Below are 22,094 nucleotides of genomic sequence, written 5' to 3' on the forward strand. Positions count from 1 at the left end.
CTCCATACGTAGAACCGAACCGCTAAGCCTGTATTGAAGATAAGGTCTTGCAGGGACCATTTGTCATGGTGGAACCCCGCCCCTGACGATCTTAACCCTCCATTAACCAGCCTCTAGATAGTCTAAGCCCAATCGTTTACCGCAGACCCGACCGCACCTGATTGGACTTTGTTTATGTGTCGTTTCCCCTGCTCGAAAGTATCACTGATTGTTTTCCTCTGCCTGGCTGTTGCTGGCTGCAGTTCGTTGTCTACAAGCCCGGATTATCTCTCTCAGGCCGATTCCGACCGTCAGAATGTCGTCTCCTGGTCAGAGATGGACGTTGGTTCTGAAACAACCTACCTGAATGAGTTGGTCAACAGCCGCGACCTGGATGCGCTGATCGCCGAAGCGCGCGCAGCCAATCCTGACCTTAGGCAAACACTGCTTTCGCTCGACATTCTCCGTGCCCAATACCGAGCGACTCAGGCGGATCAACTCCCCGACGTCGAGGCAGGATTAGGCGCCAACAGAACGGAAGATCTCGGTACCGCCTACACCGGATCCGTCAGCGTAAGTTGGGAGCTCGATTTGTGGTCAAAGATCTCCGACGAGGCATCGGCCGCAGCCGGTGACGTCGCTGAACAGTTAGCCCTCTACCAGGCTGCCCGGGATACGCTTGCGGCCGAGGTCATTCAGGGTTGGTTGAAGCTGGTCAATTTAGATCGATCCGTTGCCATTGAAACGCAACGTGTGGAACTGCTTGAAAAAAACGAACAGTGGATTCTCCAGCGTTATCGGTCCGGTCTGGGTGACCTTGAAGACCTCGACAGTGCCCAGAGCTCGGCTGCCAGCGCGCGAGCTACCTTGATTGCTGTTCAGGAATCCCTGAAGCAACAGCAAAGGGTTCTGAACCTGTTGCTCGGGCGGAGTCATGGCAACACCGTCATTGCCTCCAGTTATCCGCAGGTTCTTTTACCCCTGGCTGACCTTGCCGACCAAACGCTACGGCGCCGCCCAGACTTGAAAGCTGCCTATGTGGCGATTGAAGCAAGCGACTTTCGTGCCTCCCTTGCCTACAAAGAGATGCTGCCATCGATAAGCCTGGAAGCGGCACTCAGCGATACAGGAACATCGCCAAGTGAAGCTTTGTTGAGAAATCCGGTGTGGTCATTGCTCGGTCAACTGACAGCACCTCTGTTCCGTGGCGGTGAGCTTCAAGCGAATGCCGAAGCTGCAGAATTAACCACAGCCAGGAGCTATCAGGCCTACAGGGAAACGCTGCTGAAGGCAGTACAGGAAGTTGAGGATGCGATTGGACAGGAATCGAGCCTTGCCCAACAGCAACAGCAGATAGACAGCGCACTGCTGAGCGCCCGTCGCAACTATCAACAGTACCAGCAGAAGTATCGGAATGGTCTGGTTTCTGTACTGGATCTACTCCAAGTGCAACAGCAGACCTTTGATCTGGAATCGCAACTTAACGACTTAACCTACGAACGCCTGAGCAACCGAATCACACTCGGGCTCGCTCTTGGGCTGGGCATAAAGGAGACCGGTCAGTCATGATCCGACCATACGCAAAATGGCTTGTATTGTTGGCCGCCATCGGCGTGCTGATCAGTGTGTTCAGCTACAACGGCCAGAAACTAAGAGCTCAAGAAAGTCGGCCTCTGCCCTCGAAACAGGAAGCCGGCATTGCACCGGATGTAGGTGTAATACAGGTCATAAGTGAGGCTCATACTGTCAATGTTGAAGCCTTTGGTGCGGCCAAATCTCGATATCAGATGACGCTCACGGCCCAGGTTTCCGGCCAGGTCTCTGAACTTGCAACAACGTTTGAATCTGGACGTATCGTAAGCAAGGGCGATCTTCTTTTGACACTGGAAGACAGCGATTATCGAGCGGCGCTTGCCAGTGCAAGAAACAACCTGGCCACTGCGCAGGTAGATCTTCTTGAGGCCGAAAGAGAGGCCGAGCAGGCAATAGCAGAGTGGCAGGGCTCTGGAATGACCGGCGAGCCGGATTCTCCGCTGGTGTTGCATGAACCTCAAGTAGAGCAAGCCCGAGCAGCGGTTGCTAACGCAGAGGCTGCGGTGGCCAGTGCCGAAAAAGACCTGGCACAAACCCGTGTCAGGGCACCCTTCGATGCGCTGATTGTCAGCCGCACCGTCTCAACGGGCAGTTACCTGCAGGCCGGAAACGATGTGGCCGAACTCTACAGCACTGATCGGATCGAAGTTTCTTTGCCCGTTTCACAGCTCGACTGGCAGAAGCTTCCTGATTTCGACGTGTTGGACCAGGGACAGTGGCCGGTAAGCCTGATTTCAGTCGAAACCGGGCAGCAATGGCGCGGCTATATCCAGCGAACGGAACTTCACCTGGATGGCACGAACCGGCAGCAGTCAGTGATCGCTGCGGTTGACCGCCCACTGGAAAAAAACAACATGCTGGCGCCCGGGACATTTCTCAGGGCGGAAATTGAGGGCCGGGAACTGAACGATCTCTGGCGCTTACCCTCGTCATCACTCAGCCAACGAGGAGAAGTCTGGTACGTACTCAATGGCATTCTGGCCAAGTTCTCCGCGGACTCGATTGCCAGTGACAAGCAGGCCATCTATATCCGTCCACCGGATTCGCTCTTCGACCAGCCCGTCAACGTGCTGACCCACCCATTGAGCACCTATACGCCAGGCATGGCCGTCAATCCGGTGGAGGCATCCGATGACTGATCAGAGCTGGAACAAAGGCATCATTCCCTGGTTTGCCAATAATCCGGTGGCGGCCAATCTTCTGCTGATTTTGGTCATTGGCCTTGGTGTTCTCCAGGCCGGAGATCTCCGTAAAGAAGCGTTCCCGAGCACGGAACCGGACAGCCTGACGATCTCGGTAACCTACGACAGTGGCTCAGCGCAGCAGTCGGAAGAAGGGCTGGCCATCAAGATTGAAGAACAACTCGAAGATGTTAACGGCATTAATGACATCACCAGTACATCGACTGCCAGCGGTACGACAGTCACGGTTGAAAAGCAAAGCGATTACGACCTGGATGTGCTGTTACGAGATGTCAAAAACAAGGTGGATGCCATTTCCACATTTCCGGCCAACGCTGAGAGCCCGGTTATTGAAAAAGCGGAACGTGAGGAGCACTCGCTCTGGTTGCAGCTCCATGGCGAAGCAGACCGCCACACCCTGCAACAACTGGCTGAAGAACTGAAATCCGACTTGCTTGCAAAGGCTGACATCAGCCGGGTCAGCAAATCCGGTTGGATTGATCCCATGATGTTGATAGAGATTGATGAGGGGCGATTGCAGGCCTACGGATTGTCCCTGTCCGATGTCGAAGATGCGATCAATCAGGGATCGTCCAGCACGATGACAGCGGTCCTGAAAAACGAACAGGTTTATTTGCAGTTGAAAGCGTCCCAACAGGCCTATCTAAAGGAAGAGTTTGCGGTAATTCCTCTGATTACCAGCAGCGATGGGGTGGTTGTCTCCCTGGGTGATGTCGCTTTCATTAACGATACCTACGACGATGATACCGCTGTGTTGTCCCGTTTTGCGGGCGAAAACAGTGTTGCATTGCAGGTGATCACCACCGGGCTGGACGACATCACCGAGACGGTGGAAGCCGCCAAACAGGTGGTCGAAGAATGGCATGGCAACGGGAATCTGCCTCAGGGCATCGAGCTCACCAGCTGGTATGACCGCAGTAGCTCTATCAGTGAACGACTGGACCTGCTTGTCACTAATGCACTGACCGGCATTGTAATGGTGTTTGTTCTTCTGGCCCTGTTCCTGAACCTGACAGTGGCGTTTTGGGTATCCATGGGGCTGCCCTTTATCTTCTTCGGAACGATGTACTTCATGGGTGACCGCTTTGCCGGTCTTTCCCTCAACGAGTTCACCACCTTTGGTTTCATCATGGCCCTGGGGATTGTGGTGGATGATGCTGTGGTCGTGGGTGAAAGTGTATACACCGTGCGGAAACAGGAGGGTGACACCCTCCGCAACACCATCCGGGGCACTTTGCGGGTGGCTGTGCCCACACTCTTTGGCGTGTTCACCACCGTGGTGGCTTTCTATTCTCTGTCGAATCTCAGCGGCAAGCTCGGGCAGATTTATGCCCAGTTCGCTGCTGTTGTTACCATTTGTCTGTTGTTGTCCATTGTGGAATCCAAGCTAATTCTTCCGGCCCACCTGGCACACCTGAATACTCATCGCAGGGCCAGTCGAAACCCGTTCCTTGAAATCTGGCGACGTATCCAGCAAGGAGCCGATTCCGGTCTTCAGTGGTTCAACGACCGGATCTATAAAGCGGTGATCGGCTGGGCACTCACGTACCGGTATGCAGTACTGGTTTTGTTCCTTGCGCTGTTTGCTCTGGTTATGGCCATGCCTTTCAACGGTACCGTTCGAACCAGTTTTTTTCCGAACATACCGGGTGAAACGGTCCGAGCGAACATCACCATGGAAACCGATGCCAGTTTTGGCCTGACTCATTCCGCCTTGCTTGCCCTGGAGCAAAAAGCCCATCTCGTGGATAAGCAGCTCATTGAACGTGCCAACGTCGGTTCAGAGACCGGCATTGCCAACCTTCAGGTACTCTCCGAAAGCGACCAGGCCGGAACAGTAACGGTGGAACTGACAACAGACTCCCCGTACGACATCAACGCCTTTTCCAATCAATGGAGACGCATCGCCAGCCTGCCTGAGGGTGTACGAACCCTTAGCGTCGCCAGCCGGCGCGAAACGGTAGACGCACTTCGTATTGAATTGAAGGCTTCTGACGATGACTTGCTGACAGCAGCCGGCCGGGATATCAAGGAACAGCTCTCAACAATCCCGGCGATCAGTGGCATCGAAGACAACATCGAAGCCAGCCAGCCCCGTCTGCTTCTGGAGCTCAATGCACAGGGTAAGTCTCTGGGACTGAGCACCGATACCCTGGCTAAGCAGGTCCTTCAAGCCTTCAGTGGCCAGGTAGTTCAGCGCTTTCAGCGCAGTAACGACGAAGTGGAGGTTAAAGTCCGCTACCCGGAAGACGCGCGAGAAAACCCTACGGACGTGCTGAACGCCAATATCCGCACCGACGACGGTACAGTGCTTCCTTTGTCCAGTGTTGCCACAGTGACCTACGGCTACTCTCGGGACACCATCACCCGCATTGATGGAAAGCGGGCACTCTATCTCTCCGCCGATGTGGACAAGGAAATTCTGTCGGCTTCGGAACTGGTGGCCGGCCTTCAACAGGATCTGGTTCCGGAGCTGAAGCGCCAATACCCCGGGCTCGACATCAGTTTTGCCGGTGAAGCAGAGCAGCAGGCAGAAACACAGAGCTCCATGGTGCACGTGTTCCTCATCGCCATGTTGGTCATCTATATGCTATTGGCCATTCCTCTGAAGTCTTATGTCCAGCCAATACTGATCATGACGGCTATCCCTTTCGGCATCGTCGGTGCCATCCTTGGCCATTGGATGAATGACCTGTCCATCAGTATTCTGTCCTTGAATGGGATTATTGCCCTTAGCGGCGTCGTGGTGAATGACAGTCTTTTGTTGGTATCCCGTTACAATGAGTTGAAATCCGATGCGGACCACCAGATTGAAGCGATCAGTAAAGCCAGCCGGAGTCGCCTGCGAGCGGTTCTGTTGACCTCATTTACAACGTTTGCAGGCCTTTACCCATTGTTGTCAGAAACATCAGCTCAGGCCCAGTTCTTGATACCCGCCGCTGTCGCATTGGGATATGGAATCATGTTCGCAACTGTGATTACCTTGATTCTGATCCCGGTTTTGGTGGCGATTCAGCACGATGTGGTCGAGCGATTCACAGATATCCGCCACTGGTTTACTGTGAGGCCAGATAAAAAAGAGGCAGATCCATGCTGAAATTGTTATTGGCAGAAGACGATCTGGACCTTGCTCAGACACTGGTGCAGTACCTGGAGCTGGAGGGATTCATCTGTGACCATGTCAGCAATGGCATAGCCGGACTGAACCTGATTAAACAAAACAGCTACGACGTCCTTTTGCTGGATATCAACATGCCCCGCCTGGATGGATTTGGCCTTTGCCAGCGTATACGGGAGCAGGGAAACGATATACCCGTCCTGATGCTGACAGCTCGTGGTCAGCTTGATGACAAGTTATTGGGGTTTAATGCTGGCGCCGATGATTATCTGATCAAACCCTTTGAGATGGAGGAGTTGCTGGCACGGGTGCGTGCACTGTCGCACCGGCGAAGTGGCCAGGTCCGAAAACTCACGTGTGGTGAATTGCAGATGAACCTCAGTGAGAAAAGCTTGTTGCGAAACGGTCAGGCCCTGAAGTTGTCGCCTACGGGGTGGCGCTTGCTTGAATGCCTGATGCGAGCCTCACCATCTCCAGTAACCCGTGAAGCGTTGATGGACGCCGTTTGGGGAGACGACCACCCTGACAGCAACAGCCTGAAAGTTCACATGTATAACCTTCGTAAGGCCATCGACGGCCCCTTTTCCGAGCCGCTTCTGCACACCATCAGCGGAGTCGGCTTTGTCATCAGACCTTCCGGAACAGGCGCGCCCAATGTTTAAAGTCGGGATTAGCCTCAGGGCACTGCTTATATCGTCCTTTCTGGCATTGGGTCTCATTCTGGTTGTTGCCTACTCCATGGTTGCAAAGGAGCATTTCATTCGGGGGCTGGATGCGGCAATGGCAAGCAACATGGAAAAGACCGCCCGCACATTCAGCGAGGTAATAGGCTCGGGCCAGAGAGAGCAAGCCAGAGAGTTCAGCGGTTTTGACGTTGCGTTGCAATGGGAAAGTTTACCGGCCTATACCCTTGAAGCCTTCCCCAATGGACCGAGCGAATCGGGCCAGCTGCTGAAAAAAGAAGACAGCACCTGGTTGAGCCGCCCAAGCTCTATCATCTTTGCGATGCGCTACGACACCGCCATCGGTCCGCTTTACCTGAGCCGGAAACTCACGCCTCCAGAAGCATCGGAGGTGCTACCTCAAGCTGCACTGAAAAACCGATTGCTCACGCTGACCGTCAGTATCCTGGTGATTGGATTTATTTCTATTGTTGGCTGGCTTCTCTTACGGCATGTGTCCCGCCCCATGGCCGCACTGAGAGCCTGGACCCATTCCCTGGACAACGACAAACTCTCGCACCCTGTGCCGGATTTTTCGTATCCCGAGCTCAACGAAATGGCGGAACTTATCCGAAACAGTCTTTCCACGGTTGAGCAGGCACTGGACCGCGAGCGGCGGTTTCTCAGACACGCGAGCCATGAGCTCCGGACACCTATAAGCACGATTCGCTCCAACATCGAGCTACAGCGAAAGCTGGCAGAGAAAAGGGAAAAGTACGAGGACGAAAAGAGCATTGTGGATCGCATCGACCGCGCTAGCCTGACCATGAAGCACCTTACCGAAACGCTGCTCTGGCTGAATCATGAGCCGGATACGCCACTTCAGCATGAATCCGTTGATTTGCCTGGGCTGATCAGGGAGCTTGCGGATGAAATGTCGTATCTTCTGGCCGGAAAGCCTGTGACCAGGGAGATAAGCACCTCTCCGTTCAGCTGCGTTGTACCGTTGGTGCCAGCACGCATCATTCTGGGCAATCTGATTCGGAACGCGTATCAACATTGCTGGGAAGGCACCGTCGTTATCGAGCAACACGGGAACTGCGTTACGATCAGCAACCCCGCAGAGCCAGAAGCACAGAATGCGTCCCCAAAAACATCAGAAAACACGGGCTACGGACTTGGATTGGAACTGACCACAACTCTCAGTCAGCGGATTGGGTGGCATTACACATCCAGCCGTCACGACAACCTTCATCGCGTGACGGTTGAGATCGGTAGCTGCCTCGACAGCTAACAAGAGCTTCCAATTTTGCTGAATGTGCCTTGTGTTATCTGTATCGAGTGGGCAGAGGGGAGATTTTGGACTTCAGCCGAATCAAGGAGCTTTCCGATGCGTTCGACGAGCTGCTGGCCATCCGAAAAGAAATAGAGGCCCTCAGTTATACCGAATTACATCTGAAGGGTAGCTGGTACGCCCGGCGGGATTCACCTTTGGCATTAACTATTTGTATTATAACAACATTAAATTTAGTGTTCCTTTTACGTGCCCCCAAAATTATTTGTGTAATCGGAACTGGTTCCCACCTATGTGCTGTAAGACTCGAATAGTTCTTCGATTGGCATCTCGCAATTTCAGAGGTACGAAGAGGGCTATAAGTTGAAAGCAGGCTTTTGAACGGTGACAAGGAAGTCTTAGCATCGGCTGCCTTGGCACGTGCTTCACATTTTTTCCAACAAAGGTGATCGTCGACTCGGAAATGTGAACCGAGGTATCAACTCCGACTGAGTTCAGGAACCCTCCTGAATGAGAGCAACGAGGTCATGCCGAATTTCTTCCCCACTCAAATGGGGCCGCATTAAAAGGCGGAGGTTACCTTCGCGATCAAATACATAAATCGCGCAGGTGTGTGATACCGCATAATTTCCATCGTGGCCAGGTCCGTCATTGCCAAAAGTTGTACGATATCAATTGGCCAATTCGCGAAGCTGGGATTCTTTTCCGGTGAGTCCTACATTATTGTCACCGAAGAAATCCACGTATTTTGCTAGCTGCTCTGGCGTGTCAAAAAAGCTATTGACCTTAAACTCTACTTCAAGGTTACTGTTAGCCCTCGTGCTTACAAGATTACGCCTGAGGTGCGTGAATGAAAACGTTCAATATCGGTGAGCTCTCCGAAAAAAGTGGTGTTGCCAGCCATGCGATCCGCTTCTACGAGCGGGAGAATCTCATGCCCGAGCCTGCGCGAACCCAATCCAACTACCGCCGTTACCCCGAGGATGCGATTGACCGGTTGCAATTCATCATCCATGCCAAGCAATGGGGTTTCACCCTTGATGAAATTCGTGAACTGCTGATGCTTCAGGACGCCAACGGTGATCGAGCCGATGCCAAACGCATCGCCAGAAAGCAGTTGGAAAAGATTCGACATCAGATCCAGAGTCTTTCCCGCATTGAGGCGGTCCTGTCGGATTCTCTGGAGGCATGTTCCGGCGAGGGGCCGATGGACGACTGCCCGATTGTCGAAGCTATTGCTCAGAGAGGGTAATGCCACGGCCCACTCCACTAAAATCCAGGCAACAAAAGACTTGACCTTAAAGCCAACTCTAAGGATACCGTCTTGGTGGATGGGAGTAGCAAAGCATCAGCCGCTGCGAACCCCATGTAATGGTGATCAACGGTCGGGGAGGGTCAGTGATATGCACTGGCTCTTGATGTGTGCACATATTTATCAAAGAATTTTATAATCATTAATCTAGGTCACTCCAATTGCCACGCTCGATAACGCCAAAAGCCCTTGTTAACCTGCTGTTGCTGATCATGGCAATACAGCCGGTGCTGGCGTTTGCGCAATTTACGGCAGACGCAACGGAACCTCCCGCCCGTTTCAGCCAATTGGCGACGATGGATTGTTGCAACGCTGGTTTAGCCTCAAATAACGGGCGTTCAGAACAGAATATGGCCTGTGGCGATATGGCATCGGCGGATTGTGCTGTCGCCGCCACTCAGGGCAACTGCGGTACGATGCTATGTGCACTGGTTTCTGTAAAAGCCGTTGCACCGGTGCAATCTCTGTCTGACCCCGCCCGTTTTCCGCCCCATGAAGGCTATATCAGCATCATCCTCGATACCCTCACACCACCCCCCAATACCTCTAAAGCCTGAACTGACTCTTTAATCTGCACGTTCACCCTGCTTTCAGGGAACTAACGAGCGTTCAAAAGCTTTAAACGAGGAAATACCAATGCGCATTGCCCTGATCGTGACAGTGATCGCTGTCGCCTTTGGTCTTGGCTGGCTGACCAGTCACCAAACCATGCCGATGTCTCAGTCAGCCGGTTCTGGTAACCCTGCTGAGGAGTCGTCTGATAGTAAGCCCTTGTACTGGGTGGCACCCATGGACGCCAACTACCGCCGTGACAAGCCCGGCAAGTCTCCCATGGGTATGGACCTGGTGCCGGTATACGCCGAGGAAAACAGCGGACGGGACGACGGCGGGGTGACGATAAGCGCCGCCGTCCGGGCCAATCTGGGCGTTAAAACCCAGGCGGTGTCCCGGGGTGCGGTTTCTGTTCCGGTCCGAACCGTGGGCTACGTCACCGACGATGAAGACCAACTGATCCATGTACACAGCCGCATCGCCGGCTGGGTAGAAGTTCTGCACGTTCGTTCGATGGGGGAGAAGGTTAACCGTGGCGAGCCACTCTACGAGATCTATTCACCAGAACTGGTAAACGCCCAGCAGGAATTCCTGATGTCTGAGCGCCTTAGGCGAGGGTCAGAGGCGACGGCCACCGGCGGAAAATTGCGCGCCCTGGGCATGACGGATAGCCAGATTGCCAACCTGAAAAAAACCGGAAAAGTGCGTGAACGCATCACCGTGTTTGCCCCCGGTTCTGGTTATGTGGCCGCCTTGCCCGCCCGTGCGGGTATGTACGTGCGCCCGGATACCGAAATCATGGCCATTGGCAGCCGCGATACGGTGTGGGTGATCGCCGAGTTTTTCGAACGTCAGTCCGGGCTGGTCACGGCCGGCCAGACCGTTGAATTCGCCACGCCATCCATGCCGGGCACCCGTTGGGACGCCACCATCGATTACGTCTATCCGGAGCTGGATGCGAAGACGCGGACTCTGCGGGCTCGGGTGCGCGTCCCCAATCCGGATGGCCAGCTGCGCCCCAATATGTTCGTGAATCTCACCATGGACGCTCCCATCGGTGGGGACTTGCTCACTATCCCGCGCCCGGCGCTCATCCAGCGAAGCGGCAGTCAGCACGTGCTGCTGGCAGAGGATGACGGCTATTTTCGTCCGGTGCCCGTCAAGACCGGCCAGGAAGCAGGCGACAGGGTGGTCATTCGCGAGGGGCTGAAAGAAGGGCAGCAGGTAGTGGTGTCCGCCCAGTTCCTGATTGATTCAGAAACCAGCCTTGAGGCCGCCATGCTGCGACTTGAGCCCGAGGAGCAGAACACTGCCGGGATGGCAGATAACAGTATGGGTTCGATGTCCGGTATGGAGACCAACGAGTCCGCGGGCCCGATCCAGAGCCGGGGTGTGATCACCGAGATCAACACTGAAGAACGCAAGGTAACGCTGAATCACGAGCCGATTCCGGCTCTGAACTGGCCGAGCATGACCATGGGATTTTCAGTCGCGCCCGAAGTAACGCTGGATGGCCTGAGCAAGGATGACACGGTGGTCTTCACCCTGACGCCCGCTGGCAAGGGCCAGCAGGTGACTTCGATCACCAAACCGGATTCAGCTCATGATTAACGCCATTATCCAGTGGTCACTCCATAACCGTTTTTTTGTGTTGCTCGCCACCCTCATGCTGACGGGGTGGGGATTCTATTCCGTCAAGGAAACACCCATTGACGCCATCCCGGACCTGTCGGATGTACAGGTGATCGTCAAAACCCCCTATCCGGGCCAGGCACCCCAGGTGGTGGAAGACCAGGTGACCTACCCGCTCACCACCGCCATGCTGTCGGTACCGGGCGCCAAGACGGTTCGGGGTTATTCCTTCTTCGGCGATTCCTTTGTTTACGTGATTTTTGATGACGACACCGATCTGTACTGGGCCCGCTCCCGGGTACTCGAATACCTGAGCCAGGTGGCCGGGCAATTGCCTGATGCCGCCAAACCAGAGCTGGGGCCGGATGCGACCGGCGTTGGCTGGGTGTACTCCTACGCGTTGGTGGACCGCACCGGTCAGCATGACCTGTCGGAACTGAGGGCCATTCAGGACTGGTTCCTGAAGTTTGAACTGCAGACCGTGCCTGGTGTATCCGAGGTGGCCAGTGTCGGTGGGATGGTCAAGCAATACCAGGTGGTGGTGAACCCGGACCGACTGAGAGCCCACAACGTCACGCTGCAGCGCATTCATGCCGCCATCAACAGCGCTAACCAGGAAACCGGCGCGTCTGTGGTGGAGATGGCCGAGGCGGAATACATGGTCAGGGTTACCGGCTATCTGCAGAACGAGGATGATCTGCGCCAGGTGCCGCTGGGTGTTAATGACAATGGCAAGCCCCTGTTGCTGAAGGATGTGGCAGATATCCAGTTAGGGCCCCAGATACGTCGGGGTATCGCCGAACTGAATGGAGAAGGCGAGGTGGCCGGTGGCATCGTGGTGATGCGCTTCGGCGAAAACGCACTGGAAACCATTCAGGGGGTTAAACAACGGCTTGAGGAGATCAAGGCCAGCCTCCCGGATGGGGTAGAAGTCGTGCCCACCTACGATCGTTCCACGCTGATCAACAACGCTGTGGACAATCTGTATGGAAAGCTGCTGCAGGAATTCCTGGTGGTCATCCTGATCTGCGCGGTATTCCTGTTTCACCTTCGCTCCTCGCTGGTGGTCATCGTCAGCCTGCCCGTAGGTATCCTTGCGGCGTTCGTGGTGATGCACGCCCAGGGCATCAACGCCAATATCATGTCCCTCGGGGGTATTGCCATTGCCATCGGCGCCATGGTGGACGGGGCCATCGTGATGGTGGAGAACGTCCATAAACACATGGAGCGAACCCCGCTGACACCGGAAAACCGATGGGCCGTGATGTCGCGGGCTGCTGGCGAGGTCGGGCCGGCGCTGTTTTTCTCACTGATGATCATCACCGTGAGCTTTCTGCCGGTCTTCACCCTGGAGGCTCAGGAGGGGAAGCTCTTCGCTCCCCTGGCGTTCACCAAAACCTACGCCATGGCAGCCGCTGCAGGGCTGGCCATCACCCTGGTGCCGGTACTGATGGGCTATTTTATCCGTGGCAAGGTATTGCCAGAGCATCGCAACCCCATCAATCGGATGCTGATCGCCCTGTACCGACCGGCTATCGGCTGGGCCCTGCGACGGCCGGCATTGATGCTTGCCGGAGGCCTGGTGGTGTTGATCATCGGCTTCTGGCCGGCCAACAAGCTGGGCAGTGAGTTCATGCCCCCCCTGGACGAGGGGGATCTGATGTATATGCCCACCACCTATCCCGGTATCTCCATTGGCAAGGCCCGGCAGATCCTGCAACAGACCGACAAGCTGATCGCCAGTATTCCGGAAGTGGAAACGGTATTCGGCAAAATCGGCCGCGCCGAGACGGCCACCGATCCGGCCCCGCTGACCATGATTGAGACCTTTATCCAGTTCAAACCACGGGACCAGTGGCGACCCGGCGTGACCCCGGAGTCCCTGCGCCGGGAACTGGACAAAACCGTCAGACTTCCGGGCCTTACCAACGCCTGGGTCATGCCCATTAAAACCCGTATCGACATGCTATCCACGGGCATCAAGACCCCAGTCGGCATCAAAGTGGCCGGTCCTGACCTGGCGGTGATCCAGGGTATAGGGGAAGAGCTCGAAAGGGTATTGACTGACATACCCGGCACAGCCTCTGCGTTTTCCGAGCGGGTGGCCGGCGGACGGTACATCAAGGTGGATATCCAGCGCGAGGCTGCCGCCCGTTTCGGGCTGAACATCGCAGACATTCAATCCGTTGTACGCACCGCGATTGGCGGTATGAACGTGGCCAGCACAGTGGAGGGTCTGGAGCGCTACCCCATCAATCTGCGCTATCCCCAGGGTTACCGGGATTCGGTGGAGCAGATGCGCCTGCTGCCGATGGTGACACCCAACGGCCAGCGTATCGCGCTGGCGGATGTTGCGGATATCCGGATCGACAGGGGGCCGCCCATGATCAAGTCGGAAAACGCCCGTATCAATGGATGGACTCTGGTGGATATCGAGGGCCGGGATCTTGGCAGTTGGGTAACGGAGGCGCAGTCCGTGGTGCAGAAACAGATCGATCTGCCCGCCGGCTACTCCCTGGCCTGGTCCGGCCAATATGAGTATATGCAGCGTGCCAAGGAACGCCTGACGCTGGTAGTCCCGCTGACTCTGGCGATCATCATCATTCTGTTGTACCTGAACTTCCGCAACCTGACCGAGGTGGGCATTATCCTCGGCACCCTGCCATTCGGCATGATCGGCGGCATCTGGCTGATGTATCTGCTCGGTTACAACCTCTCCGTAGCCGTGGCCGTCGGTTTTATTGCCCTGGCCGGAGTCGCGGTGGAAATCGGTGTACTGATGCTGGTGTACCTGAACCAGTCCCTGCACAACGCTTTGGAGACCGTTGAACATCAGCCCGGGAAACTGTCGGCGGATGCCCTGCGCCAGGCGATCAGCCAGGGGGCTGCGCAACGGGTGCGTCCGATCATGATGACCTTCGCGGCCATTGTAGCTGGCCTGGTGCCCATCATGCTGGGCAGTGGCACCGGCTCGGAAGTGATGCAACGCATCGCCGGCCCGATGATCGGTGGCATGGTCACCACGCTGATCCTGACCTTGCTGCTGATTCCGGTGATTTTCTATCTCTGGCAGCGCGCCCGTTTGAAAAAGCTTGCCCAAAAAGGAGCGATCCAATGATTCGACGCCTTGGAATTCAGGCAACTCTGGCGGCATTCATCGCACTTTCGATGCCGGCTGTGGCGGAAACCCGTGAAACGTTGGAGCAATGGATTGCGGAGGCGCTGGCCAACAACGCCTCCCTGAGTGCGCAGCAAGCTGCAATCGAGGCAGCGGAGGCGAACGTGGAAGGTTCGGATACCTGGGCTGACCCTGTCGTCAAGTACGGCATTGCACCCGAAACGCTTGAAGGTCCCAATGTGGTCGGGCACCGGTTTGAGGTCAGTCAGAAGCTGCCCTGGCCGGATCAGCTATCGGCGTCCCGTGGCGCCTCGGAGGCGGGCGTGCGTGCGGCAAGACAGGACACCCTGTGGCAGACACGGAAACTGACTGCTTCCGTTAAGGAGGCCTATGCCCGCTTGTGGTATTCGGACCGGGCCATTGAGTTGCATCACGAGACCCGCGCCCTGGTGGAACAATTAGCGGATATAACCCGGCAAAGACTGGAATATGGCGAAGGTACCCAGAGCGAGTTGCTCAGGATAGAAACGGAACTGGACACTCTGGATGCGCAACTGGTTGAGCTTCAGGCTGAACAGGGTCGCCTCTCCGCCAGCCTGATTTCTTTATTGGGGCGTCGCCCGCAACCATCCGAGCTGGTGTTGCCCGTGCCTCCCCGCATGCCAATGGTGGCGGATATCCCCGTGGCAACTGATCACCCACTGGTTCAGGCCGCCAAGGCGCGAACCGCAAAAGCACGGGCCCGGCTGGATGCAGCGGAAGCCGATCGCAGACCCACATTTTCAGCCAGTGCGGGCTACAACAGCCTCTGGGCTGACGAAAGCAAGCGCTGGACGGTGGGCGTGGGCGTTCAGATTCCGCTCAGCGGGCAACGACAGAACAGTGCCGTTCGCAGGGCGGCGGCTGAAGTCTCTCAGCGACAGTGGCAAACCACTCAGGCCCACCGCGATTTGCTGGCGTCAATTGGTGATGTAAAGGCTTCCGTTCAGGCAGGCTACGGCCGCCTTGAAATTCTTGATCAGCGACACCTTCCCAACCAGCGCGCCCATTGGGAAGCCAACCTGAACGAGCTGGCCAGCGGCACGGGCAGACTGGAAGATGCCATCAACAGCGCAAGACAGCTCACTGGCGTAAAGCTCACCCGGGAAGCGGTCATTCGCGACCTGTTTAGTGCCAGGGCTCGCTACGAAGCCCTGCAAATCACCGGTGTATCAAACTAAAAGGAGATTAACCATGAAACTATTTTTGGTCGTGCTATCCACACTGATTCTGTTACCCGGGGTTGCGCTAGCGGCCCCCGAGAGTGGGTTCTGGGAGGCGTGCAATTCCATGATGTCTGGCATGGGCTGGATGATGCTGCCCATGATGATTATGCCGCTACTGCTGATCACGCTACTGGTGTTGGGCATCCTGGCACTGATCAAATACCTGCGAAATCGGTAAGCCCGGAGTTTAATCAGGGCATAAAAAACCGGGTTGAATTCGGGATATGGAAAGCCTTATGGGTTAATAGCTTTCCATTTCTCAACCCGGTTGTCGGCAAAGTTCACGCTCCACACCGCTCCATCGCGGCCAACGTCAACCGCCATCGCTGTGTGGCCGGGGTTCTCAGGTGGCGTTCCGAATGCGGTGAGATAGTCGCCCCGAGCGGTGAATGTCTGGATCCGGTCATTGTAGAAGTCGGCCACAAAGACCTCACCGTTGGGCCCCAAGGCGATGGACGTTGTGGTTGTGAACCAGCTTTTGAACGGCCCGTAAAGGCCGATGGCGAAGGGGCCTCCCCACTTGCGCAGAAAGTCGCCCGTCGTATCGAAGGCCTGGACACGATTACCGTAGCCATCGGCCACGTAGAGCATCCCATCCTTTCCCAGCGCTACGTCGGTGGGATAGGTAAACTTCCCGGCACCCCTGCCTGTCACACCGGTTGTTCCCCACTGTTGTACGAAAGAGCCATCCGCCCGCAAATGCTGTACACGATGGTTATAAAAGTCCGCCACGAACAGATCACCGTTGTCCGCTACGGCAACACCGCCGGGCGCGTTAAACTGGCCAGGCCCCTTCCCGGGGCTGCCAATCATACTCAGCGGCTCGCCAGTCAGGCTGAACACCTGAATCCGGTCGTTCATGTATTCGGGCACGTAGAGTTTATCGTCGTGAATGGTCAGATTCATGGGGCGCCCGAGTTCACCGATCTCATCGCCGGGCGTACCGAATTTACGCTTGAAGTGTCCTTGGTGATCGAAAACCTGGATACGTCCGTTGCGGGCATCGGAGACGAAAACCTCGGTGTCTGTTACCGCAACACCGGTGGGATCATTGAGTTGCCCTGGAGCACTGCCTTTTTCGCCCCAGGCAAGCGTCAGCGAGTAGGGCGGTTCCTGATTCCGGTTGATAGCTCCGCCTGCGTAGCCAAGCAGAGTGATTACTGCCACCAACCCGAGCGCAATGTAGGCCAGCCATTGTCCAACGTTTTTCATGATGCCCTCAAACCCTAGAAGTTGCGGCGAAAGCCAACGCGTACAATGTAATTGTCCTGAATGGCGTCGCCATTGGGATCTTCGGCGACGGGCAGTTGTACTGTGCCCTCGACGACCCAGCGTCGTGTGATGTATTGCACGCCTGGCGCCAGCAGCCACTGAGTACCACCGGAATTGGCATCCGTAACCCTGCCAATCTCGTTGCGCTCGTGGTGAACAAAACTGGATTCGAGCAGGGCGTAGGTAAAGCCCGGTGTGCCGGAGACGCCTTCAAGGCTGAGCGGCCACACCCGGTATTGCAGTGAGGCGTCAAGGCGGGTCTCGTCGCCGTGAGCGAAGCCGTCGTGGCGCCCATTTTCGCGGTAAAGGAACTGCGCGTCCATTTGGTACTGCAGCGTCTGATAGGTGGCTACCACACCGCCAAACCCATCCCAGGCTCCGTCACCAACCTGCAATGGGCGTGGCAGTTCGCCAAAACGATCGCGGTCGTCACTGTCCCCGGTTGGTGCAGTGAGCCCGAAAATCGGCGCGACCCGGAAGGTGCCGCCGGTGAAGTCGTCCTGGTAAACCGTGTAACGCCCGAACAGCGAGACGTCGCCGATGCCGCCGGTATCCCGCTCAATTCGGCCCATGGGAGTGGTGACGTCCAGTGCCTTGTTGAAAAAGTAAGGGATAACGCCGAACACCGCGAGCTTCGGGGTAATGCCATAGCCGAGTACGCTGCCCAGAGCCTGGACCGAGACCTCACGATCCATGGGGCCACCGTCGGAACGTTCCCGCAAGACCAGTTGCTCCCGCCAGATGGTTTCACCCTGCGGCACGGGCAGAGCCGTGTTAAAGGTGTTGGGTGCTGCTTGTGCCGAAGGCACACCGATCAGTACCAGGGCGCCGACCAGCAGGGACAAGCCTATTGACTGGTTGTTATTTCGCATCACTGCCTCCTGTTTCACCTTCGGCCTCTGAGTATGAGCGCAGCGTGAAGCCGGCCTCGTCGACAGCCTGACGTGCCCGCTCCTCTGAGAGGGTCTTGCCCTCTTCAAGAGTGACACGCACCAGACTCTCACCCACATCGACCTGCACATCGGTGACGCCATCTACTTTATTCAGACGTTTTTCGATGCCATAGGCACAGAAGGGACAGGCCAGGCCGTCCACGCCCAATACGTAGTGTTTGTCGGCTGCTATCGCCGAAACGCTGAAGATTAGGGCTGCTAAAACCAAGAAATATTGCTTTGACATGACGCGTCCCTCTGGTGAGATGAAACTGCGTTTCGACGGTAGACTCCGTACCAAGAAACGGCGTTAAGGAATTACTCTGTCCGGTTCATGAGGTTTGTGGAATAGCCCGCACCCTGTCCGGGGCAACGGTCGACAAGTGCCTCAAGCCCCTGTCGGATTTGTCGTAACTGGCCAATCTTCTGGTCGACATCGTTCAGCTTTGCCAGCGCCCGTTGCCGCCCATCACCGGCATCGGCGCGGGGGGCGTTCGCAAAAACGAATCGTCTCGACACCAACGCCCACCACGTCAGCCACTTTGCCAATGGTCATGTCTGTCATGGCAGAACTCCCACCCAATAGATTCGAGATATAAGTTTAGTGCCCGTACCACGGTACGGGGTCAAGAGCGCTGAACTTTCTATAGGACTGCAGGGCTTGACTCCGTAGCCGACTACGGAAGTATTTTGAAGATAGCCAGCAAAGTCATGAAGGGAACCGTCGTAATGTCAGAGTTGAAATCAGAGTTCAAATCCGGTCGGGGATCGTTAATCGCAGGCGGGGTCGCAGCAGTGCTCGCATCGGCCTGCTGTCTTGGCCCTCTGGTCCTGATTACCCTCGGTGTTTCCGGTGCCTGGATCGGCAATCTTGCCGCTCTGGAGCCTTACCGGCCGTGGTTTATTGGTGCTGCTCTGGTGGCGATGGTCTTTGCCTGGCGTCGGATATACCGGCCTGCACAGGATTGCCAGCCGGGCGAGGTCTGCGCAGTACCGCAAGTGCGCACCGCTTACAAGATCACCTTCTGGATCGTCGCGCTGCTCGTACTGATTGCGTTGGCGTTCCCTTTCGTCTTACCGCTATTTTACTGAGAGGCCATACATCATGAAAAAGTCCCTGATCACTGCCGTAGTGTTCACGCTGTTCAGCCTGCCTGCCTTGGCGGCGCAAAAGACGGTGACCTTGTCGGTTCCCGGAATGACTTGTTCGGCTTGCCCGATCACCGTCAAAGCCGCTCTCAAGAGGGTTGATGGGGTGAGTTCTGTCCAGGTCCGCTATGAGGAGCGTGATGCGACGGTTATTTTCGACGATGAGAAAACCTCCGTTGAAGCATTAACTCAGGCCACCACCAACGCGGGCTATCCATCCACGCTCAAACAGACCCTGGAAAAACAGGAGTAGCCATCAAAAACCAAGACTTTGTTGCAATAGCACATTCGTTCAGGAGTGGTGTTTATGAGTGATAACGATCTGCACATTGCTGTGATTGGCAGTGGCGGCAGTGCCATGGCCGCCGCTTTGAAGTCGGCGGAACGCGGAGCCCGGGTAACGCTGATCGAGCGTGGCACTCTTGGTGGCACCTGCGTCAATATCGGCTGCGTGCCATCTAAGATCATGATCCGCGCCGCTCACGTAGCCCATCTGCGCCGCACCAGTCCGTTCGACGAGGGCATTGGGGCGGTCGAGCCTTCGATTGATCGGCCCCGGTTGCTGTCCCAGCAACAGGCCCGGGTCGATGAACTTCGTCTTGCGAAATATGAGGGGATTCTCGAAGACAATCCGGCGATCACTGTCCTGCAGGGTGAGGCCCGTTTTACCGATTCCAATACGCTGACAGTGACGGGAGCTGACGGCACGGAAAGCGAAGTATGCTTTGACAGAGCGTTCATCGGTACCGGTGCGCGGCCAGCCATTCCTCCGGTTCCGGGGTTGTCCGATACGCCGTACTGGACGTCCACCACGGCACTGGCCAGCGACACCATTCCAGACCGGCTGACTGTCATCGGGGCGTCCGTCGTGGCAGTGGAGCTGGCACAGGCGTTTGCCCGGCTGGGCAGTGAGGTGACCATCCTGGCGCGTAGCCGGCTGTTTTCCCGTGAAGACCCGGCGGTTGGCGAGGCCATTGAAACCGCGTTCCAGGCCGAGGGTATCAAGGTTCTGAATAACACGCAGGCGAGCCAGATCAGCTATACCAATGAGGAGTTCGTTCTCGCCACGAACGCGGGGAAGCTGCGGGCCGATCGGCTGCTGGTGGCCGTGGGACGCACACCGAACACAGACAAACTGAACCTGGAGGCTATCGGCGTCGAGGCTGCCCGCGGGGCGATTTTAGTCGATAACGGTCTGCGTACCACGGTGCCCGACATCTATGCTGCTGGGGACTGCACCGACCAGCCGCAGTTCGTTTATGTCGCCGCTGCCGGTGGCAGTCGGGCAGCGGTCAATATGACCGGTGGTGATGCGCGGCTCGATCTCAGCGCCATGCCCGAAGTGGTCTTTACCGATCCGCAGATTGCGACCGTCGGTTTGTCTGAAGCCGACGCCGAGGTAAGAGGCTTGGTCACTGACAGCCGCACCCTGACCCTCGACAACGTGCCACGGGCCCTGGTCAATTTTGATACCGGAGGCTTCATCAAACTGGTCGCGGAACGTGAAAGCGGGCGGTTACTGGGTGTGCAATCCGTGGCGGGTGAGGCCGGCGAACTGATCCAGACTGCGGTGATGGCGCTACGTGCGCGCATGACCGTCAACGAGATTGCCGATGAGCTGTTCCCGTACCTGACGATGGTAGAAGGTTTGAAGCTGTGCGCTCAAACCTTTACCAAGGATGTCAAACAACTATCCTGCTGTGCAGGATAAGGTAAGGTAGTCCATGATTTGCATGGGCAAATGCTCTATTAGTGACCTTAGTTGATGAAGTAAACTAATGCCGTAGTCAACTACGGAGTAAGCCCGCATGGTGAATAAAGTAAATCCACTGACTATCGGGGGGCTGGCCAAGGCAACCGGTGTCCATGTCGAGACCATTCGCTATTACCAACGGCGGGGTCTGTTATCGGAGCCCCAGCGCCCTCCCGGCGGAATTAGACGCTATGGTTCTGCCGATATTGATCGATTGACGTTCGTGAAATCGGCGCAGAACCTGGGCTTCAGTCTCGACGAGATTATCGACCTGCTTCGGCTGGAAGATGGCGCCCACTGCCAGGAAGCCAGTATCCTGGCCGAGCACAAACTGGAGTCCGTACGTGGAAAGATCAAAAAGCTCGAGAGGATTGAGAATGTTCTGAGCGACATGGTCGCCCGATGCCATAGGCAAAAAGGGGACGTTCATTGTCCTCTAATTGCGTCATTGCACACCGGGATCATCGAAACCACAGAGGCTTGAAGCAGACCGTTATTGCGACTCGAAGACCAAGGCATTCTCACTTCCTGAAAAACATTAGCCGAGCTCTCCCAAAACTGGAAATGTGGATAGCATCCATGTGGCAAGCCGAGTCATTTGACCGGTTAACACCATCACGCCCATGACAATCAACACCAAACCAGCCAGCGCTCTCAGAAACCTGCTCCAGCGGCTCAGGCCGCGCATGCGCTTGCGAAAATGCTCAATGAACAGGGCGCTCCCAAGAAAAGGCAACGCCAGTCCCAACGAATATATTGCCAGATACAGCATTCCCGTTTCGGCGTTGGCATGCGTAGAGCTCAGAGCCAGAATGGCCCCAAGTATGGGACCAATACAGGGCGTCCATCCGACGGCAAAGGCCACACCCAGCAAAAAGGCCGCCGTTGGCCTCCCACCTTCCAGTGTCTGCCCCAGGCGCCAGTCGCGTTGCAGTGCGGGCATGCTCCACCAACCCAGCATGAATAGCCCCATCAGCAAAATCAGTGTGCCTGCCACCAGATTGGCTTCCTGACGGTAGGCCATCAGCCATTGGCCCAGGAGGCTGGCGCTCGCACCGAGCGCGACAAAAACCAAACTGAACCCCATCACAAAACAAAGGCTCAACCAAAAAGCCTTCAACCTATTTGAGGCTTCGCTTACCGCGCCGCCGGTCACAACGGATAGATAACCCGGTACGAGCGGAAGGGTACAAGGGGAGAAGAAGGACACAAGGCCGCCGAGAAAGGCGGCCAGAGTGCCCCAGGTTGCGAGGTCCGGCAT

The 22,094-nt window shown here is 56.2% G+C and carries 20 protein-coding genes; 15 read left to right on the top strand and 5 right to left on the bottom strand.

The annotated features are described in order from the left end of the window. The first annotated feature begins 246 nt into the window (after positions 1 to 246). From QUE89_RS06200 to QUE89_RS06220, 5 genes are read left to right on the top strand one after another with little or no spacing between them, the layout of a single operon-like run. Positions 247 to 1,548 (top strand): TolC family protein, encoded by a 1,302-nt coding sequence (locus QUE89_RS06200; protein WP_286222345.1) that lies wholly within the window; start codon positions 247 to 249, stop codon positions 1,546 to 1,548. Next, positions 1,545 to 2,711 carry an efflux RND transporter periplasmic adaptor subunit gene (locus QUE89_RS06205; protein ID WP_286222346.1) on the top strand — a complete coding sequence of 389 codons (1,167 nt, stop codon included), beginning with the start codon at positions 1,545 to 1,547 and terminating at the stop codon, positions 2,709 to 2,711. Before QUE89_RS06200 ends, QUE89_RS06205 begins: the two co-directional genes overlap by 4 nt. After that, positions 2,704 to 5,871, top strand: coding sequence for an efflux RND transporter permease subunit (locus QUE89_RS06210; protein ID WP_286222347.1), 3,168 nt, complete (start codon positions 2,704 to 2,706; stop codon positions 5,869 to 5,871). The genes QUE89_RS06205 and QUE89_RS06210 overlap by 8 nt, the downstream gene beginning before the upstream one ends. After that, positions 5,865 to 6,554: a response regulator transcription factor gene (locus QUE89_RS06215; protein ID WP_286222348.1), complete on the top strand. Its 690-nt coding sequence runs from the start codon at positions 5,865 to 5,867 to the stop codon at positions 6,552 to 6,554. The genes QUE89_RS06210 and QUE89_RS06215 overlap by 7 nt, the downstream gene beginning before the upstream one ends. After that, a complete protein-coding gene (locus tag QUE89_RS06220) occupies positions 6,547 to 7,848 on the top strand; it encodes a sensor histidine kinase (RefSeq protein ID WP_286222349.1) in 1,302 nt (433 codons plus the stop codon). Before QUE89_RS06215 ends, QUE89_RS06220 begins: the two co-directional genes overlap by 8 nt. Positions 7,849 to 8,519: 671 nt before the next feature. On the opposite strand, the gene QUE89_RS17430 is transcribed toward QUE89_RS06220, so the two are convergent. Continuing rightward, a complete protein-coding gene (locus QUE89_RS17430; RefSeq protein WP_434784102.1) occupies positions 8,520 to 8,591 on the bottom strand; it encodes a hypothetical protein in 72 nt (23 codons plus the stop codon). Between the two features lie 107 nt (positions 8,592 to 8,698). Here QUE89_RS17430 and QUE89_RS06230 point away from each other — a divergent pair, with 107 nt between their 5' ends. The 6 genes from QUE89_RS06230 (at position 8,699) to QUE89_RS06255 (ending at position 15,905) form a co-directional block, all read left to right on the top strand. After that, positions 8,699 to 9,100 carry a MerR family transcriptional regulator gene (locus QUE89_RS06230; RefSeq protein WP_286222350.1) on the top strand — a complete coding sequence of 134 codons (402 nt, stop codon included), beginning with the start codon at positions 8,699 to 8,701 and terminating at the stop codon, positions 9,098 to 9,100. 221 nt (positions 9,101 to 9,321) lie between these two features. Next, on the top strand, positions 9,322 to 9,717 hold the full coding sequence (locus tag QUE89_RS06235; protein WP_286222351.1) for a hypothetical protein: 396 nt from the start codon (positions 9,322 to 9,324) through the stop codon (positions 9,715 to 9,717). 79 nt (positions 9,718 to 9,796) lie between these two features. Continuing rightward, the gene (locus QUE89_RS06240) at positions 9,797 to 11,323 is read left to right on the top strand and encodes an efflux RND transporter periplasmic adaptor subunit (protein ID WP_286222352.1); all 1,527 of its coding nucleotides are present in this window, start codon (positions 9,797 to 9,799) and stop codon (positions 11,321 to 11,323) included. Continuing rightward, entirely contained in the window at positions 11,316 to 14,462 is a 3,147-nt protein-coding gene (locus QUE89_RS06245; RefSeq protein WP_286222353.1) for an efflux RND transporter permease subunit, read from the top strand. The genes QUE89_RS06240 and QUE89_RS06245 overlap by 8 nt, the downstream gene beginning before the upstream one ends. Then, positions 14,459 to 15,682 (top strand): TolC family protein, encoded by a 1,224-nt coding sequence (locus tag QUE89_RS06250; RefSeq protein ID WP_286222354.1) that lies wholly within the window; start codon positions 14,459 to 14,461, stop codon positions 15,680 to 15,682. The genes QUE89_RS06245 and QUE89_RS06250 overlap by 4 nt, the downstream gene beginning before the upstream one ends. A gap of 13 nt (positions 15,683 to 15,695) precedes the next feature. Then, entirely contained in the window at positions 15,696 to 15,905 is a 210-nt protein-coding gene (locus QUE89_RS06255) for a hypothetical protein (protein WP_138440360.1), read from the top strand. A gap of 56 nt (positions 15,906 to 15,961) precedes the next feature. Here the strand turns inward: QUE89_RS06255 and QUE89_RS06260 are convergent, their stop codons facing one another. From QUE89_RS06260 to QUE89_RS06270, 3 genes are read right to left on the bottom strand one after another with little or no spacing between them, the layout of a single operon-like run. Beyond that, positions 15,962 to 16,939 carry an NHL repeat-containing protein gene (locus QUE89_RS06260; RefSeq protein WP_286222355.1) on the bottom strand — a complete coding sequence of 326 codons (978 nt, stop codon included), beginning with the start codon at positions 16,937 to 16,939 and terminating at the stop codon, positions 15,962 to 15,964. A 14-nt stretch (positions 16,940 to 16,953) separates the two neighbouring features. Further along, a complete protein-coding gene (locus QUE89_RS06265; RefSeq protein ID WP_286222356.1) occupies positions 16,954 to 17,871 on the bottom strand; it encodes a transporter family protein in 918 nt (305 codons plus the stop codon). Continuing rightward, positions 17,861 to 18,178 (bottom strand): heavy-metal-associated domain-containing protein, encoded by a 318-nt coding sequence (locus QUE89_RS06270; RefSeq protein WP_286222357.1) that lies wholly within the window; start codon positions 18,176 to 18,178, stop codon positions 17,861 to 17,863. Before QUE89_RS06270 ends, QUE89_RS06265 begins: the two co-directional genes overlap by 11 nt. 482 nt (positions 18,179 to 18,660) lie before the next feature. On the opposite strand from QUE89_RS06270, the gene merT reads away from it, so the two are divergent. The 4 genes from merT to merR all read left to right on the top strand — a co-directional run bounded on the left by merT (position 18,661) and on the right by merR (position 21,317). Continuing rightward, positions 18,661 to 19,023, top strand: a complete 363-nt coding sequence (merT, locus tag QUE89_RS06275) for a mercuric ion transporter MerT (protein ID WP_286222358.1) — start codon at positions 18,661 to 18,663, stop codon at positions 19,021 to 19,023. A 13-nt stretch (positions 19,024 to 19,036) separates the two neighbouring features. Further along, positions 19,037 to 19,333, top strand: a complete 297-nt coding sequence (gene merP / locus QUE89_RS06280) for a mercury resistance system periplasmic binding protein MerP (protein ID WP_286222359.1) — start codon at positions 19,037 to 19,039, stop codon at positions 19,331 to 19,333. A 54-nt stretch (positions 19,334 to 19,387) separates the two neighbouring features. Continuing rightward, positions 19,388 to 20,791, top strand: a complete 1,404-nt coding sequence (merA, locus tag QUE89_RS06285) for a mercury(II) reductase (RefSeq protein WP_286222360.1) — start codon at positions 19,388 to 19,390, stop codon at positions 20,789 to 20,791. A gap of 97 nt (positions 20,792 to 20,888) precedes the next feature. After that, on the top strand, positions 20,889 to 21,317 hold the full coding sequence (gene merR, locus QUE89_RS06290; protein WP_041343125.1) for a mercury resistance transcriptional regulator MerR: 429 nt from the start codon (positions 20,889 to 20,891) through the stop codon (positions 21,315 to 21,317). 54 nt (positions 21,318 to 21,371) lie between these two features. On the opposite strand, the gene QUE89_RS06295 is transcribed toward merR, so the two are convergent. Continuing rightward, the gene (locus tag QUE89_RS06295; protein WP_286222361.1) at positions 21,372 to 22,094 is read right to left on the bottom strand and encodes a cytochrome c biogenesis CcdA family protein; all 723 of its coding nucleotides are present in this window, start codon (positions 22,092 to 22,094) and stop codon (positions 21,372 to 21,374) included.

The organism is Marinobacter sp. LA51, from assembly GCF_030297175.1.
Classification (GTDB): domain Bacteria; phylum Pseudomonadota; class Gammaproteobacteria; order Pseudomonadales; family Oleiphilaceae; genus Marinobacter; species Marinobacter apostichopi.

Coding starts and splice junctions, on each gene's coding strand:
- QUE89_RS06230 (WP_286222350.1), top strand. CDS start 8,699: ATGAAAACGTTCAATATCGGTGAGCTCTCCGAAAAAAGTGGTGTTGCC.
- QUE89_RS06215 (WP_286222348.1), top strand. CDS start 5,865: ATGCTGAAATTGTTATTGGCAGAAGACGATCTGGACCTTGCTCAGACA.
- merR (WP_041343125.1), top strand. CDS start 20,889: ATGGTGAATAAAGTAAATCCACTGACTATCGGGGGGCTGGCCAAGGCA.
- merT (WP_286222358.1), top strand. CDS start 18,661: ATGTCAGAGTTGAAATCAGAGTTCAAATCCGGTCGGGGATCGTTAATC.
- QUE89_RS06205 (WP_286222346.1), top strand. CDS start 1,545: ATGATCCGACCATACGCAAAATGGCTTGTATTGTTGGCCGCCATCGGC.
- QUE89_RS06240 (WP_286222352.1), top strand. CDS start 9,797: ATGCGCATTGCCCTGATCGTGACAGTGATCGCTGTCGCCTTTGGTCTT.
- QUE89_RS06260 (WP_286222355.1), bottom strand. CDS start 16,939: ATGAAAAACGTTGGACAATGGCTGGCCTACATTGCGCTCGGGTTGGTG.
- QUE89_RS06270 (WP_286222357.1), bottom strand. CDS start 18,178: ATGTCAAAGCAATATTTCTTGGTTTTAGCAGCCCTAATCTTCAGCGTT.
- QUE89_RS06265 (WP_286222356.1), bottom strand. CDS start 17,871: ATGCGAAATAACAACCAGTCAATAGGCTTGTCCCTGCTGGTCGGCGCC.
- QUE89_RS06220 (WP_286222349.1), top strand. CDS start 6,547: ATGTTTAAAGTCGGGATTAGCCTCAGGGCACTGCTTATATCGTCCTTT.
- QUE89_RS06255 (WP_138440360.1), top strand. CDS start 15,696: ATGAAACTATTTTTGGTCGTGCTATCCACACTGATTCTGTTACCCGGG.
- QUE89_RS06245 (WP_286222353.1), top strand. CDS start 11,316: ATGATTAACGCCATTATCCAGTGGTCACTCCATAACCGTTTTTTTGTG.
- QUE89_RS06250 (WP_286222354.1), top strand. CDS start 14,459: ATGATTCGACGCCTTGGAATTCAGGCAACTCTGGCGGCATTCATCGCA.
- merP (WP_286222359.1), top strand. CDS start 19,037: ATGAAAAAGTCCCTGATCACTGCCGTAGTGTTCACGCTGTTCAGCCTG.
- merA (WP_286222360.1), top strand. CDS start 19,388: ATGAGTGATAACGATCTGCACATTGCTGTGATTGGCAGTGGCGGCAGT.
- QUE89_RS06210 (WP_286222347.1), top strand. CDS start 2,704: ATGACTGATCAGAGCTGGAACAAAGGCATCATTCCCTGGTTTGCCAAT.
- QUE89_RS06295 (WP_286222361.1), bottom strand. CDS start 22,094: ATGCCGGACCTCGCAACCTGGGGCACTCTGGCCGCCTTTCTCGGCGGC.